This window comes from Rubrivirga marina (assembly GCF_002283365.1).
Taxonomy (GTDB): domain Bacteria; phylum Bacteroidota; class Rhodothermia; order Rhodothermales; family Rubricoccaceae; genus Rubrivirga; species Rubrivirga marina.
Genome location: NZ_MQWD01000001.1, coordinates 3,326,738 through 3,341,865 on the forward strand (window position 1 = coordinate 3,326,738; position 15,128 = coordinate 3,341,865).

Here is a 15,128-nt window from a genome sequence, read left to right on the forward strand (position 1 = left end):
CCCGACGCGGGCGCTGGCGGCGCTCGCGGTCAGCCTCGCCGTCGTGAACGCGGCGTTCCTGCTCTGGCCGGACCCGGACCTGGGACCCGAGCTCCCGCGGGACGTGGCGCCGAGCGAGCAGATCGTCCTGGAGGTCATCGAGCCGACGACCCAGCCGCCGCCGCCGGCCAACCTCCCCCCTGCTCCGCCGCCGCTCACGACCTCCGACCTCCCGCCGGTCGAGGTGCCCGACGAGGTGATCGAGGAGGACATCGTCCGCGACCTGACGATCCCGACGCCGCCGGTGCCCGCGCCCCGTCGGACCGCGAGCCCGACCCGGACTCCCGTGCCGGCGCCCGCCCCGCCCGCGCCTCCGGGTCCGCCTGCCCCGGCGCCCTCCGCCCCGCCGCCCGCGGCCGACCGGATCGTCGAGCGGCCCGATCGGAGCCCGAGCCTGAGCGGGCAGGCGCTCCCGGTCTATCCCCGCACCGCGTCGGTCTCCGACTTCCGGGGCCGCGCCCGCGTCCGTGTGCTCGTCAGCTCCGGCGGGCGCGTGACCGAGGCGGAGATCCTGGAGCGGGCCGAGTTCCGGGGCGGCCGGGAGGTCGCCGTGCCGTCGTTCCCGCCCGAGTTCGACGCGGCGATCCTCGAGGCCGCGCGGCGCCACGTGTTCCGCCCGGCCCGCGACGGCGGCGAGCGCGTGCGGGCGTACGCCTTCATCTCGGTCTCGCTCGACCCGCCGCAGTAGCGTCCGGCTCCGCCCGCCTCGGCGAGGTCGGGGACGGACCCGAGGCGGACGACGTGGGCTGACTTCACCCGATTTGATCAGTCTCGGGGGCGCGGCGGACGGATCATGGGCGTTCCCGGGCCGATGCCCGCCCCCATGGACCGCGACCTCGCCCTCCCCCGCTACGGACTCGTCTACCGCCTCTTCGGCGCGGTCGTCGCCGTCTGGCTGACGGTCGTCCTCGTGCTCGGCATCCTCGGGCCGGTCTCGAACCTCCCGATCCTGGAGCACACGGCGCGGAACCTGTATTTCCACGTGCCGATGTGGTTCGTGCTCTACGCCGGCGCGATCGCCGGGGCGTGGCACGCCGGGCGCTACCTCGCGACGGGCCGGACGCTCCACGACGTCCGCTCCGAGGCCGCGTGGGTGGTCTCGACGGTGGCCGGAGTGACCGCGCTCGTGACGGGCGTCGTGTGGGCCCGGTTCACGTGGTATCAGGGGACCGGTCTGTGGTGGAGCCCGGAGCCCCGCCAGAACATGGTGGCCGTCCAACTCCTCATCTCGGGCGCCTACTTCGTGCTCCGCGGATCGCTCGACCGGCCCCGCCAGCGGGCCCGGCTCTCCGCCGTCTACGCCCTGTTCGCGACGGCGACGATGCCGTTCCTGACCTACGTCCTGCCGCGCCGGATGGCGAGCCTCCACCCGGGCGCCGAGGGCAACCCGGCGTTCAGCGAGATGGACATCGCGGCCGACATGCGGTGGATCTTCTACGCTGCGGCCGTGGGCTTCCTCCTGCTCGCGTGGTGGCTCTACACGCAGCGCGTTCGGGGGAAGGTTGCGGAGCTCCGCGCCGAGGCGCTCGACGCGCCCACCATCGCCCCGCCCGTCGTCGTCTCCTGATGCAGCCCGCCGACACCACGATCGCCGTCCTCGACCCCGCCTCCGCCCAGGCGGTGACCGAGCAGCCGCCGCAGGGCATCGAGCGCACCATGCTCGCGCAGGACAAGCTCCCGGTCGTGCTGGCCGTCGTCCTCATCGTCTGGCTCGGCGTCCTCCTCCTCCTGTTCCGGACCGACCGCCGGCTCGCCCGCGTCGAGCGTCGTCTCGACGAGCGAGAGGCCGATCGGTCGTAGATTTCCCCCGCCTGCCCCACCTCTCCCATGCGCCCCACGACCCTCCTCGGTATCGCCTTCGTCGGCATCTTCGGGTTCCTCGTGGTCACCAGCTTCAGCGACCAGGTGACCGGCTGGGAGACGTTCGAGGACGCCGCCGAGAACGGCCGGAAGGCCCACGTCGTCGGGACGTGGGTCCGCGACGCGCCCTCGGGCTACGACCCGGCACGAAACGTGTTCACGTTCACCATGGCCGACACCGCCGGGACCGTCCGGTCGGTCGTCTACGCCAATCCGAGGCCGGCCAACTTCGAGGACGCCGAGCGCGTCGTGGTCCAGGGCCGGATGACGGCGGGTGCCCAGGGCGAAGTGTTCGAGGCCGAGCACATCCTGGTCAAGTGCCCCTCGAAGTACAACGACATGCGCGACGTCGAGGGCGGGCACCCGGACGACATCCCGCGCGGTGAGCGGGAGCCAGTCACGACGGCCTCGGCGGGCTCGTGAGTCGTCGCCGGAGGCGGTCGTCGAGCGGGACACCGCGGCGCCGTCGGCGCGGTCCGCTCCTACGCCTGAGTCGGCGGACGTGGATCGGCCTGGGTGTAGCCGGGCTCGCGCTGATGGCCGCCGGCTACGCGCTCGGCTCCCGACCCGAGGCCACCGAGGCGGACGCCCCCGTCCCCCCCTGCCCCAGCACGCCCAACTGCGCCCGGCTCCGGATCCCGATCGCCGAGACGCCGCTGGCCGTGACGAACGCGGTCCACCAAGCGTTCAGCGGGATCGGCGACGACAACGGCCTAGGGGTTCCGAGCGCCTTCGTACCGACCGAGTCCGGTGCCCTCGCCTCGTTCGCTGTTGGGCCGTTCCAGGACGACGTCGTGATCGCCGTCGAGCCCGCGTCCCGCGGCTCTGTCCTGTGGGTCCGCAGCTCGGCGCGCGTGGGCGGGTCCGACCTGGGGGTCAACCGCCGGCGGGCACGGCGGATCGTCGAGGCCGTCGCCGCGTGGCTCCCGCCGGGCAACGTCGACCTCGGCGAGTAGCGGGGACCCCGGCGGGAGACGCGCGTTCGGAACGCCTCCCTCCGCGACCCATGTCCGTCCCCGACCTCGACCTCCAGCGCCTGACCGATCAGATGAAGGGCATGGGGGCCGACGGCCTCCGCCTGCCTCCTCCCGTCCTGGAGATGATGCAGGCCGAGGTCCGCGACTACCGCCCGGCCGGCGAGGACGGCGTGGGCTCGGCGCTCGTGCTCCGCTTTCCGATCCTCGAGACGTTCCAGAACCCGATGGGCTTGATGCAGGGCGGCATGCTCGCCGCCGCCGTCGACAACGTCATCGGCCCGCTCAGCTACCTCGCGGCGCCGCCGAGCGTGACGTCGCAGCTCACGATGACCTACCTCGCGCCGGTCACGCCCGACCTCTCCCACATCGACGTCGAGGCGCGCCTGGTCGCCCGCGCCGGTCGCCAACTCGTGTTCGACGCGACGGTCCGCGCGCCCGACGGGCGGGAGTTGGCGGTGTGCCGCGCCAGCCAGACGATCGTCCGTGGGAAGAGAGCGGCGGGATAGGGCACGGAGCCTGAGGGCCCGGTCCCTCCACCCCACATCCCCTACCCCTCCACCTCGTAGACCGTGACCGGCGTGCCCGACGCCGGGTCGAACCGGCAGCCGGCCTCGCAGCCGAGCGCCGCCAGCGCGCCCGCGTCGAGACGCCCCGCCTCGACCTCCGGCCACCGCGCGTGCATGGCGCCGAGCGCGAACGACGCGCCCGACCCCATCGCCCAGAACCGCGTAAACTCGTGGACCTCGCGCATGTCGTATACGCCGAAGATGCCCGTCGGCGCAGCGATGAGGAGCGAGACCTGCGTGCTCTCGTACGGGTCGCCCTCCTGGTCCGTCTCCGGGTTGAGGTAGTACTCGTCCTTCAGGATCGGGTGGAGCGCGCGGAACGTCTCGAAGATGCCGCGCCGGCTGGTCAGGTCCGCCTCGGGGAAGTGGTCGAGGGCGTCCTGGATCACGAGGTGGTGCGCCGTGTAGCCGACGATCCCCACGCACGCGGCGCCGACGCGGATGACCTTCTCCCCGGCCGCGTCGAGGTCGGGTGGGAGGCGGAGGTCGTTGAACGTCGTGAGCGCGTCGGCGGCCATGGCCGTGCCGCTGGCGGTCCGCGTGACGGTGAGGGTGGACATGCGAGTTCGGTGTTCAGAGGGTGGAGTTCGGTCGGTGCGGGTGGACGCACTCCGACCTCCGGACTCCCCTCGTCGCGACCCTACAGGTACAGCAGGGTCGCGACGAGGAAAAAGACCGTCAGGCCCAGGATGTCGTTCGAGACGGTGATGAACGGTCCCATAGCCAGCGCGGGGTCGATCCCGATGCGGTTGAGGGCGAGGGGGACCGTCGCGCCCACGAGCGTCGACAACACGATGACGATCATGAGAGCGATCGCGGCCGTCAGCGCGAGCCGCGCTGTGTCGTCTCCGAAGCCCGACAGCACGACGATGCCGGCCAGGGCGACGGCGAGGACGACGCCGTTGAGAAGCGCCACGCCGAGCTCCTTGCCGATCCGTCGCGCGAGGTCGCTCCGCCACAGGTCGCCCGAGGCGAGGCCCTGGACCGCGATCGCCGACGATTGAATGCCGGCGTTGCCGGCCATCGCCATCACGATGGGGATGAACAGCGCGAGGACGGGCGCGATCGTCAGCGCCTCCTCGAACCCGACGATCACGAGGCCCGACACGTACGCCCCACACAGCCCGAGGAGGAGCCACACGAGCCGGCCGCGCGACACGGCGAAGATGCTCGACGAGAGCTCTTCCTCGCCCGTGATGCCGACCGCGCGCTGGAGGTCTTCCTCGGCCTCCTCGCGGATCACGTTCATCACGTCGTCGATCGTGATCCGGCCGAGGAGCCGGCCGCCGGCCGAGACGACCGGGAGCGCGACGAGGTCGTACCGCTCCATGATGCGCGCGACCTCCTCCTGGTCGAGGTCGGGCTCGACAGAGACGGCGTCGCCCTCACAGACCTCGTGGACCGGCGTGTCGGCCGGCGACAGGAGCAGCCGCTTGAGCGGGATCACGCCGGCCAGCTTGTTCTCCTCGTCGACGGCGTAGACGGCGAAGACGGGGTCGACGGCGTCGGCGTTGGACCGGACGGCCTCGGTCGCCTCCGCGACGGTCGCGGTGAGCGGGACGGCGACGACCTCGGTCGCCATGAGCCCGCCGGCCGTGTCCTCGCCGTAGCTGAGGAGCGCCTCGATGTCGACCGCGTCTTCGAGCTGGACCAGGACGTCCTCCGCCTGCGTGACGTCGACGTCGGCGAGGACGTCCGCCTGGTCGTCCGACGCGAGCGGGTCGATGAGGGCGACCAGCTCGGGCGTCGAGAGGCCGTCGAGGAGGTCGACGCGCTCGGCGCTCTCGAGCTCGGGGAGGGCGCGGCTCGTGACCTCCTCGGGGAGCCAGCGGAACACGACGCGGGCGAGGTCGGCCGGGAGGTGCTGGAGGAGCGCCGCGAGGTCGGCCGGCCGGAGGTCGGCGACGAGGTTGAGGACGTGGCCGCGATGGCCGGCCTCGACGAGATCGACGACGGCCTCGACGAGGTGGTCATCGACGAGCGTCGGCGAGTCGGGGGGGACGACGGGGGCGGCGTTCTCGCTCACGGGCCGGGGGGACGGGCGGCGGGGCCGCCGAGGTGGCGGGCGAGGCGGACGAAGTCGGACGGCGAGACGGCCTCGGGCCGGAGCGTCGCAGCCCACTCCGGGACCTCGACGCCGGCCCCGTCCGCGAGCGGGCCCAGGCTGTTGCGGAGCATCTTCCGCCGCTGCCCGAACGCCGCGCGGACCGTCCGCTGCAGGGCCGCGAAAGGTACGTCCGGCGCCTCCGCAGACGCGAAGTCGAGCGCGACGACGGCGCTCTCGACGTTGGGCCGAGGGCGGAAGCAGTGGCGCGACACGTCGAAGAGCGGCCGGGCGTCGGCGTAGAGCGCGAAGTAGACCGAGAGCGTGCCGTAGGTCTTCGACCCGTGCGGGGCCACGATCCGGTCGGCGACCTCCTTCTGCACCATCACGACCGCCCGCGCCACGTGCTCCCGCGCGTCCAGGAGGGCGAAGAGGATCGGCGACGTGATGTAGTACGGCAGGTTGCCGACGACGTGAAGGGCGGCCTTCGATTCGTCGGCCCCACTCGCCTCGGCGGCCTGCCGGTCGCGGTCAACGTTTTGCCCAGTCCCCGCCCCCCCTTCCGCCGTCCCCGCCCGCAGCGCCCCCCAGTTCGTGTCGAGCACGTCGCCCGCGCGAACGTCGAGGCGGGGGTAGGCGGTGCGGAGATGTGTGATGGCCTCCTCGTCGACCTCTAGCGCGATCAGGTCGGGGTAGCGCCGAAGCAGGTCGCCCGTCAGCGCGCCCTCGCCGGGGCCGATCTCGACCACCTGCGCGCCAGGCGGTGCGTCGACCGCGTCCACGATCTTTCGGATCGTGTTGGGGTCGGTCAGGAAGTGCTGGCCGAGACGCTTTTTCGGACGGACGGACACGGGCGGGCGCGAGAGGGGCCCTACAGAGTAGAGGCGCGCGAGGAGCGGAAGCGTCCTCGCGGGGATCTCTACCCCCTCTTCTCCATCTCCGATCCGCTAGGCCGGCCGGTGACCGCGGCGGTACCACAGCAATCCCCCGAGGCCGATCGCCCCGAGGTAGGCCAGGATCGTCGCGACCCACGAGATCAGGAGGCCCTGCTGGCGCGTCTCGGGCCGATAGCGGAGCGTCACGATGTGCTCGCCAGCCGGCACGGGGATCCCGCGGAGCAGGAAGTCGGTCCGGACGATCGGCGCCTCCTGGACGCCGATCTGCGCGGTCCAGCCGGCCGGATAGTAGACCTCGCTCGCCACCAGGAGTCGCGGTCGGTCGGTCTGCACACGGTACACGATCTCGTCGGGTTCGAACCGTTCGAGTTGGACGCTCGCGCCGGCCGAGTCGGGGGGGGCGCCCGTGAGGGCCTCAGCGGAGAGGTCGCCCGGGAGCGGCTCGGACACGAACGCCACGCGCGACAGATCGGTGGCCTCGTCCCGGATCCGGGCCACGAGAGCGTCGTCGTCCGCGACCACGGCGACCGAGTCGACGAGGAAGGCCCGGGGAAGGGCCGACGAGTCGACGGCGACGACGAGGCCGGTCTGCTCGTCCTGGAACACGGGCTCGTAGCCGGGCACGATGCCCGGGAGCACCGTATACCGGGCCGAGAGGAGCGACAGCGCGTTCCGGTTGAGGCCCGTCGAGTCGTCCGGGAGGAGCCGGTCGAAGTACTCCTGGATGAGGGCCAGCTTGGCGCCGTGGTAGCCGCCGACCGACTCGTAGAAGTACGACGGCACGGCGTTCTGCGACCAGTTGTTCGGCAGCACGCGGAACCGGCCGGGCCCACCCGCCTCGGCGACGCGCTCGACGAGGTACTGGTCGGCCTGCGTCGGCTGGATCTGGGCCTCGATGCGGGACGTCCGGCGGAGCGACGGGTCGTCCTCGTTGAAGTAGCGCCGCCCCACGCCCCACAGGTCGAAAGTGGCGAGCAGGGCGAGGCCGGCAAGGACGGCCCACGCGGGCGCCTTCTTCCACAGGAGCGCCGCCGCGAGGCCGAGGGCGACCAGGAGCAGGAGCATCGACCGGCCGGCGTCGTCCGAGAACAGGTCCTCGCGCTGGCCTTCGACCTCGTCGAGGTACTGCGCCGTCATCTGGCGGACCTGCGGGTCGGCCGGCGAGAGGCCGCTCTGCTGTGCGGCCATCATGGCGATCTGCGCGCCTTCGTCGGGCTTCTCGAAGTCGAGCGGGCCGCCGCCCGTGAGCCACATCCCCCCGATGAGGATCGCCAGGACGGCGCCGGCGCCGAGGACGACGCGCTGCTTGCGGTCCTCTGCCTCGGGCGTCGCCTCCCGGCGAGCGAGATAGTACGCCCCCCACCCCGCGAGGAGCGCCACGAGGAGGACCACTGCCGCCAGCCACGTCTCCGGCACGCGGAAGGCGTCGAAGAGCGGGAGCACCTCGAACGCCGGCCGGTTCAGGAGGGGGAGGTTCTCTCCGAGCGAGAACCCGACCATGAGGAGCCCTGCGACGGCGAACGCGATCACGGACCGCCGCGCCACGCCGACGGCACCTACGAACGCGAGAAAGGCGACCACCGGGCCGACGTAGTGCGGGCCCTCGGTGAACGGCTTGGCGCCCCAGTAGGTCTGCCCGCCGCCGCCGTAAGCGTTCGGGATCACGAGCGTCAGAAGCTCGCCGAAGCCCTGGCTCCAGGCCATCGCGTACTCCCACGCGAGCCCGCCTCCGGGCCCGGCCGATCGGATCGTGAACGCCTTGTACTCCGCCTGCAGGAGGTACGGATCGGCGACAATGGCCAGGGCCACGACGCTGCCGAGGCCGAGGAGGCCGGTCGAGACGGCCCACGTCTTCGCGCGACCGTCGCGGGCCGCCGCGATGCCCTCCGCGATCCACCAGATGACGGCCGCGATGACGATGTAATACGTGATCTGGACGTGGCCCGCGCGAAGGTTGACCGCCGCCGCGATCGCGAACAGGAGCGTCAAGAGCGCGCTCATCATCTTGCCGGTCTCGGGTGTCCGACGGATCAGCGCGGCGAACGCCAGCAGCAACCACGGGGCGTAGCTGAGGGCGATGAACTTGGTGTTGTGCCCGGCCGTGAGGATGATGGGCAGGTACGTCGAGAGCCCGTAGCCGACCGCGGCCAGCACGCCAGCGAGGGGCCACCGCGTCAGGTAGAAGACGAGGAGGTACGTCCCCAGCAGAAGCACGAAGAAGTGCGCGACGGGCCAGAGCCCGGCCTTCCGGAGGGCGCTCACGACGGTGTCGGCGCCGGGCACGCGGGAGCCGCCGAGGATCATGGTCCCGGGCATCCCGCCGAACACGTTCGGGGCCCACTCGGGCCGGACGCCCGACTCGGCCTCGTACTCGAGCATGGCCTCCGCCGTCGCCGCCCACTGGACCGTGTCGCCGCCCACGAGCGTCCGCCCGCCGAACGTCGTCGACGCGAAGAAGCCGATGGCGACCAGGAACAGGAAGCCGATGCAAACGGCCTGCTGGACCCACGTCGGCTGCCTGTCCCACAGCGACGCCTCGCGTGTGACGGGACCGGCGCGGCGCACGCGGCTCCGCTGCTTCCAGACCTCGTTGCCTTCGAGGGGCGCGGGCCCCCCCGCCGCCCCGGGGCGGCTCTTCCTCGACTTCGCCATGAGCTGAGCTTAGATGTGAGTCGGGCGCGCCACCCGGCGCGCCTCGGCAGACTGGCGGAGCGCCTCGGCCGCGGCGGCCGGCACGTCGTCGAGCGTCACCAACGCGACGCGCACGGCGACCGTGCCTCGGGGCACGAGCACGTTGCGGACCTCGACGTCGTACGACGCGGGCGGCAACGAGCACGCCGGCGCGAACACGCCCGGGTCGACGGTCCCGTCGACGTAGACGTACACGGTGTCGCCGAGCGCGCGGGCCACCAGCGGAAGCGGCGCGAGATCCCCGCCGAAGCCGAGCGTCACCGCGTCGTACAACACCTCCACGACGCCGTCGGGCGTCACGCCGGGGTCGACGCCGACGCCGGGCGCCGTCGTCACGGTGATCTGCGGGTCGATGGCGTCGACGAACGCGACCGTGAGCGTGTCGCCGACGCCGGAGCCGTCGGCCAGGAGGAGGCCGCCCGTCGTCGTAGCCCGTGACGTCTCGGCGGAGCAGTCGCCGAGCGAGCACCCGCCGGTGGCGAGCGCGACGAGCAGGCACAGAAGGGCAGGGCGCATGGGTCGCAAGATAGGCCGGCTCAGTCGCCCCTCTTGTCCGATCCGGCGACACGCCTCAGGTCCCCGTGCGCCGTCAGCTCGCCCGCGAGGACGGCACGGACGCGCTCCTGGAGATCGGCGGCGTCGCCACGCGAGAGGCCGACCGTCGGGATCGGCTCGCCGATGACGAACCGCGCCTCGCCCGGCCGCGCCGTCTTGAGCCGGTTCGAGAACAGCCCGGCGTGCCCCACCATCGTCACGGGCACGACCGGCACGCCCGACTCGATGGCCAGCACGAACGGCCCACGCATGAACGGCCGGAGCGCGTGCGCGTGGCTCCGACCGCCTTCCGGGAACAGCAGCACGGAGTCGCCGCCCTGGATCCGCTCGGCGACGCGCCGGAGGTCGCGGACCGACGCCCGCGCGTTCGAGCGGTCGATGAACAGGCACGCCGTCTTCTCCAACACCCACCCCACGACGGGCCACTCGCGGATCTCGTGCCGCGCGACGTAGAGGAACGGTCGGGGGAAGCCGACCATGGCCACCGGAATGTCGAGCGAGTTCACGTGGTTCGACACGAACACCACGGGCCCGTCGGGCAGCGGCGCGCGCTCCTCGACGCGGACGCGCATCCCGACGACCGCGAGGATCACGCGGGCCCACGGGCGCATCCAGGCGCGGAGCGTCTCCGCAGTCGGGGCGAACACGGAGTGGATCACGACGCCGGGACTCATCGTGACCGTGAAGAACGACGCCCAGAGGAGCGTCCAGACGAACCAGACCCGTCGGCCGAGCGACGGCGACGGCGGATCGAGGTGGAGGGCGGGCGAAGCGACGGGGGGCACGGCCGGAAGCTATCCCCGCTTCGCCGCTCGCTGCGCGGCCCGCGCCGACCGAATCAGCGTCGTCGCGGACGCGAGCCCGGTCGTCCGCGCTGGGTCCGGCAACCCGTCGAGGATCAGCGGCCCGTCCACGCCCGCCTCGGCGAGCGCCCGGAGGTGGGCGTCCCACCCGACCGCACCGGCGCCGATCTCGTCGTCGACCCACTCACCGTCGGTTACTCCGCCGTCGCGGACGCCCACACAGAATGCGAGCGACGCGTCGAGAACCGCGGAGAGCCCGTCGGCCGGCGCCTCGCCGCTGGCGAGTGCGTCCGCCGGCCGCCAGTCCGCGCCCACCGCCCCGTGGTCGACCGCAGCGAGGAGCGCGGCGAGGTCGGCGCCCGTCGCTACGTCGGTCCCGAGAAGGTTGCGGACGGCGAGTCGGAGCCCGAGCGCCGCCGCCCTATCCCCTGCCTGGCGCAGCGCGTCGGCGGCCGCCTCCAGCTCGAACCCCGGTGCCGCGAGCGCGCCGACGCGGACGAGGTCGCAGTCGAACCGGCGGGCGAAGGCGGCGACGTCGTCGAGGCGGGCGAGGTCGTTGAGCCAGACGGCCCGCGACGCCGCCGAGCCCTCGAACAGCCCCGGGTCGAGTGCGACGACCGCCAGCTCAGCCTCCTCCAGTCGACGCCGAAGCGGCGCCTCGTTGATCTCGGGCACGCGACCGCCCTCCGAGCCCCGGAGCGCGACGCCGTCGAGGCCCCACAGGAGGGTCAGCTGGACCGCTCGGGCGGGGTCGTCCGTGGCGATGTCGGGCGTCCAGGCGGTCGTCATCGGGGAGAACGAGTGGCGAGGGTGTCCGAGGACGGAGCGGGGATGCGAGCGGCCTCAGCGGTCTGTTCGATGAGGGCGGCGGCGAGATCGACCCCGCCCGCGTCCACGTCGAGGCGGATGACGGGGACGCCATCGACCGTGGCCGGGCCCTCCCCGCCCGCCACGACGAACGCGCGGATCTGGTCGCGCGGCCACAGCGAGCTTCGGAGCACCTGGCGGACGCCGTCGCCCCCCGGCCAGAAGGCGACTTCCACCGTCCGCTCGGGGACCGTCGCGTACTGCGAGCGCTGGACCAACACGTGGGCCGCCTCGATCACCGCCGGCACCGCGCCCCCGTCGACGCGCGTCCCGAGGACCACGAGCTCCGCCCGCCCCAGCGGGTGCCGGCCTGGGATGAACCCGCCCACGAGCGGGATCCCGAGGTCAGTCTGAAAGCGCGCCTGCAGGCGGCCGTCGCCAAACGGCGTGACGCCGGCGCGGACGAGCGCACGGCGGATCGCGGCCCGGCGGGGCGTCGTCGATCGCGCCTCGGCGAGCGTGTCCGTCAGGGCGGCCACGGCGCGGGCGGACGGCACCGCCTCGGGGCCGAAGTGGGCGGCCTCATCGGCGCCGGCGCACCCCGCAGCCGTCAGGCCGACGAAGCCAGCGAGGAGCGAGACGAGGAGCGGAGCGCGCATAATCACGAAGGGGCCGCCCGACAACTGCCGGACGGCCCCGAGGCGTTGGCCGCGGAGGCCTATTGGAAGCCGAACGTGAGGCCGGCCGTGAAGCCGATCGACGGCTTCGGCGAGTTGGCGCCGCCGATGGCGTACCCAAACTCGGTGTATTCCTCCTGGACCGCGCCCTTGACGAAGAGCGAGGCCGGGATGGACGGCGGGGAGATCCGGACGTACGGCGCGATGGTGCCGGCGTGGCCGCCGATCCCAGCCGTCGTCCCGATGTTCTCGACCACCGGGTTCGAGTGGCGCGTCTGGATCTGCGCCGCGGCGCCGATCTCGAAGATGTTGAAGCGCACACCGCCGCCGAACATGAAGTTCCAGATGTCGTCGCCGTCGAGGCTCGACTCGTCGAACGCGGTCGCCTCGTTGTCGTCGATGCCCTGGAGCATGTAGTAGTCGATGCCACCGAAGAGGCGGAACCGCTCGCTCGGGTAGTCGAAGTCCGCGCCGATGTTGATGGCGTCCCGGCCGTCCGAGTTGGAGAGCGTCGAGGGGAGCAGGAGCGGCTGGAACGACGCGTCGCCGGCGACGCTCGCGGTCGGGCGGACGGTGCCCGTGGCGTTGATGGAGAGCGGAAGTTCGACGTCCAGCGTGCCGTTGCCGTCGACGTCGACGAGGGCCCGGGCCTGCTCGCCGTCCTCGCGCTCGCTGCCGAAGTCAAAGACGTACCCGGCGTGGACGCCCGCGACGGGACCGCGGGCCTCGCCGTAGACCTTGAGGCCCTGGAGGCCGAAGTCGCTCTCCAGATCGCCGACGCCGTTGGAGAACAAGGAGGACGGGTTCTCCCCGGCCTGGAACTCGTTCTTCGCGACCGTGAGGTTCGCGCCAGCACCGATCCGAGCGATGGGGAGGTTCAGGAAGTCGATCTGCGCGCCGACGTTGACACGCTGCGTGACGATGTCGCCATTCGAGGTGGCCACGGCGAGCTCGCCCTCGTCGCCGGTCACGTCCCAAATGCTCTCGCTCTCGCCCCAGGCGTAGGACGCCCAAAACTTGATCGGGGAGGCCGTCACGGAGCGGCCGAAGGCGTAGGTGTCCTGGATCGTCTCCGGGGACTGAGCGGCGTGTGCCGTCTCGAACACGCCCGGGACGGCGTTCGCCTCGGTGCGCGGCGAGTCGTTGGCGGTGTCTTTCTTCTTGTCCTTGTCGCCGTCGGTCGGGCCGACGACGAGAGAACCGGCCAGTAGGCCGACGAGTGCCACGTTGAGCATGTGGGGAGCCTCTAGGGAGTTTCGGGGGGAAGTGCGGTGGGACGCGGACGAGGCAGCGTCCGCTCGGCCCCTCCAAAGCCCCCCTCGCCTGAGAGTTCCGAAGCGCTTTCGAGATGCCCCCCGTTGAACCCTCGAATCGGGGCCCCAGGAGGCCCTGAGCTGCCTCCCGCGTACCTTCTTCGCACACGCTCCCTATCCGAATGGACTCCCCCGCCCGCGCTGCCCAGGCTCTCCTCGACCGCGAGCGAGCGCTCCTCGCCGACCTCGGCGGCCTCCTCGACCGGGCCGACGCCCCCGACGACACGCGCCGCCGTCTGGCCGACCTCGCCCGGACGCTCGACGAGCTGTTCCTGCTCGTGGTCGCCGGCGAGTTCAACGCGGGCAAGTCGACGGTCGTGAACGCGCTCTTCGGGCGGCGGATCATGGAGGAGGGGCCCGTCCCGACAACGGACAAGATCACGGTCCTGCGCCACGGCGACGCCGAGGCGACGCATCGGCGAGGCGAGTTCATCACCGAGCGGCACCTCGACCACCCGCTTCTCGAAAGCCTCGCCCTCGTCGACACGCCGGGCACCAACTCGATCGTCAAGGAGCACCAGGCCCTCACGGAGGACTTCATCCCGCGCGCCGACCTCGTCCTGTTCGTCACGAGCTACGACCGGCCGCTCTCGGAGTCCGAGCGCCAGTTCCTCGAGTACATCCGCGGCGCCTGGGGCAAGCGGTTGGTCGTCGCCGTCAACAAGGCCGACCTCGCGGAGACGGAGGCGGCGCTCGCCCAGGTGCTGGAGCACGTCCGCGACGGCCTCGTCCGCATCTTCGCCGAGGCGGGCATCGAGGACCCGCGACCGCCCCTCCTCTTCCCCGTCGCCGCCCGCCTCGCGCTCCAGGCCAAGGAGGCCGACCCCGACGGCTACCGCGCCGACCCGCGGTGGGAGCGGTCGCGGTTCGCCCCGTTCGAGCGGTTCCTGACCGAGACGCTCACCGACGACGCGAGGCTGGCGCTCAAGCTGGCGGCGCCGCTCGACGCCGTCGGCACGCTCCTGCGCGACGTCCGCCAGCGGGTCGAGGCACAGCGCGAGGTGCTCGCAGAGGACGAGGTCCAGCTCGCCGCACTTAACGGCCGGTTCGAGGAGGTCGGCGGCCAACTCGACGACATCGCCGGGCGGGCGGTCGCCGAGGTCGACCGCGAGCTGTTGGAGATGGAAAAGCGCGGGGTGCGCTTCCTCGACGACACGATCCGCGTGTCGCGTCTCAACCTCATCCGCGACCGGAACGCGTTCCGTGAGGAGTTCGACCGACAGGTGGTCCGCGACGCCGAGCAGCGGATCGAGACGCGCCTCGGCGAGGCCGCCGACGCCCTCCTCCGCCGCGTGTTCGAGCTGTGGAATGAGACGTACTCCCGGCTGACGGACCTCAAGCGGAAGGAGACGGGGATCGCGGGCGGGTTTATGTACGACCGCGACGAGGTGCTCCGCGACGTGATCCGCGAGGCCCGGCGGACCATCGACCAGTATGACATGGGCGAGGAGGCCCGCCGGTTGCTGGAGAACGCCCGCTCCGCCCTGACCGTCGGTGGCGTGACGGCCGTCGGGATCGGGGCCCTCGCCGTCGTCCTCATCGCGACGACGGCGTTCGACGTCACGGGCGGCGTGCTCGCCGCCGGGGCGCTCGCCACGCTCGGGTTCATCGTGCTGCCGGCCCAGCGGCGCCGCGCCGTCCGCGAGTTCTCGGCCCGCGTCGACACCCTCCGGGAGGAGCTGCGAGGCGGCCTCGACCGCGAGTTGAACCAGGAAGTGGAGCAGGCCGTCGGGAAGGTCCGCGCGCTCGTCCGGCCCGTCGCCAAGCTGGCCCTCGACGCCCGCGCCGACCTCGACGCCATGGCGGCCGAGGCGGGCCGCCTCGGGGACGAGACCGACGCGCTCCGGGCCGAGGTCCGCCAGTCGTACGGGACGGCTGAGGTCGAGGGCTGACCGCCCCG

General features: G+C 72.5%; 16 protein-coding genes. 7 read left to right on the top strand and 9 right to left on the bottom strand.

Going from position 1 to position 15,128, the window contains the following annotated elements; translation table 11 throughout:
• Positions 1-43: 43 nt before the first annotated feature.
• From BSZ37_RS14085 to BSZ37_RS14110, 6 genes are all read left to right on the top strand, one after another.
• On the top strand, positions 44-727 hold the full coding sequence (locus BSZ37_RS14085; RefSeq protein WP_095511165.1) for an energy transducer TonB: 684 nt from the start codon (positions 44-46) through the stop codon (positions 725-727).
• 135 nt (positions 728-862) lie between these two features.
• A complete protein-coding gene (gene ccsA, locus BSZ37_RS14090; protein ID WP_179299647.1) occupies positions 863-1,606 on the top strand; it encodes a cytochrome c biogenesis protein CcsA in 744 nt (247 codons plus the stop codon).
• A complete protein-coding gene (locus tag BSZ37_RS14095) occupies positions 1,606-1,839 on the top strand; it encodes a CcmD family protein (protein WP_095511166.1) in 234 nt (77 codons plus the stop codon). The genes ccsA and BSZ37_RS14095 overlap by 1 nt, the downstream gene beginning before the upstream one ends.
• Before the next feature lie 27 nt (positions 1,840-1,866).
• A complete protein-coding gene (locus BSZ37_RS14100; protein WP_095511167.1) occupies positions 1,867-2,322 on the top strand; it encodes a cytochrome c maturation protein CcmE domain-containing protein in 456 nt (151 codons plus the stop codon).
• 113 nt (positions 2,323-2,435) lie between these two features.
• The gene (locus tag BSZ37_RS14105) at positions 2,436-2,855 is read left to right on the top strand and encodes a DUF1499 domain-containing protein (RefSeq protein ID WP_095511168.1); all 420 of its coding nucleotides are present in this window, start codon (positions 2,436-2,438) and stop codon (positions 2,853-2,855) included.
• 50 nt (positions 2,856-2,905) lie between these two features.
• Entirely contained in the window at positions 2,906-3,382 is a 477-nt protein-coding gene (locus BSZ37_RS14110) for a PaaI family thioesterase (RefSeq protein WP_095511169.1), read from the top strand.
• A gap of 41 nt (positions 3,383-3,423) precedes the next feature.
• Here the strand turns inward: BSZ37_RS14110 and BSZ37_RS14115 are convergent, their stop codons facing one another.
• The 9 genes from BSZ37_RS14115 to BSZ37_RS14155 all read right to left on the bottom strand — a co-directional run bounded on the left by BSZ37_RS14115 (position 3,424) and on the right by BSZ37_RS14155 (position 13,150).
• Positions 3,424-4,002, bottom strand: a complete 579-nt coding sequence (locus BSZ37_RS14115; RefSeq protein ID WP_095511170.1) for an MFS transporter — start codon at positions 4,000-4,002, stop codon at positions 3,424-3,426.
• A gap of 80 nt (positions 4,003-4,082) precedes the next feature.
• Positions 4,083-5,468, bottom strand: a complete 1,386-nt coding sequence (mgtE, locus tag BSZ37_RS14120) for a magnesium transporter (RefSeq protein ID WP_218830506.1) — start codon at positions 5,466-5,468, stop codon at positions 4,083-4,085.
• Positions 5,465-6,337 carry a 16S rRNA (adenine(1518)-N(6)/adenine(1519)-N(6))-dimethyltransferase RsmA gene (gene rsmA, locus BSZ37_RS14125; protein WP_095511172.1) on the bottom strand — a complete coding sequence of 291 codons (873 nt, stop codon included), beginning with the start codon at positions 6,335-6,337 and terminating at the stop codon, positions 5,465-5,467. Before rsmA ends, mgtE begins: the two co-directional genes overlap by 4 nt.
• A 96-nt stretch (positions 6,338-6,433) precedes the next feature.
• Positions 6,434-8,947, bottom strand: coding sequence for a glycosyltransferase family protein (locus BSZ37_RS14130; protein WP_143537671.1), 2,514 nt, complete (start codon positions 8,945-8,947; stop codon positions 6,434-6,436).
• Between the two features lie 96 nt (positions 8,948-9,043).
• The gene (locus tag BSZ37_RS14135; protein ID WP_095511174.1) at positions 9,044-9,589 is read right to left on the bottom strand and encodes a hypothetical protein; all 546 of its coding nucleotides are present in this window, start codon (positions 9,587-9,589) and stop codon (positions 9,044-9,046) included.
• 20 nt (positions 9,590-9,609) lie between these two features.
• A complete protein-coding gene (locus BSZ37_RS14140; protein ID WP_095511175.1) occupies positions 9,610-10,413 on the bottom strand; it encodes a lysophospholipid acyltransferase family protein in 804 nt (267 codons plus the stop codon).
• 9 nt (positions 10,414-10,422) lie between these two features.
• Positions 10,423-11,220, bottom strand: a complete 798-nt coding sequence (locus BSZ37_RS14145; RefSeq protein WP_095511176.1) for a sugar phosphate isomerase/epimerase family protein — start codon at positions 11,218-11,220, stop codon at positions 10,423-10,425.
• Positions 11,217-11,897, bottom strand: coding sequence for a hypothetical protein (locus BSZ37_RS14150; protein WP_095511177.1), 681 nt, complete (start codon positions 11,895-11,897; stop codon positions 11,217-11,219). The genes BSZ37_RS14145 and BSZ37_RS14150 overlap by 4 nt, the downstream gene beginning before the upstream one ends.
• Positions 11,898-11,956: 59 nt before the next feature.
• Positions 11,957-13,150, bottom strand: a complete 1,194-nt coding sequence (locus BSZ37_RS14155; RefSeq protein WP_095511178.1) for a hypothetical protein — start codon at positions 13,148-13,150, stop codon at positions 11,957-11,959.
• Positions 13,151-13,350: 200 nt separating this feature from the next.
• Here BSZ37_RS14155 and BSZ37_RS14160 point away from each other — a divergent pair, with 200 nt between their 5' ends.
• Positions 13,351-15,120, top strand: a complete 1,770-nt coding sequence (locus tag BSZ37_RS14160) for a dynamin family protein (RefSeq protein ID WP_095511179.1) — start codon at positions 13,351-13,353, stop codon at positions 15,118-15,120.
• Positions 15,121-15,128 lie beyond the last annotated feature (8 nt).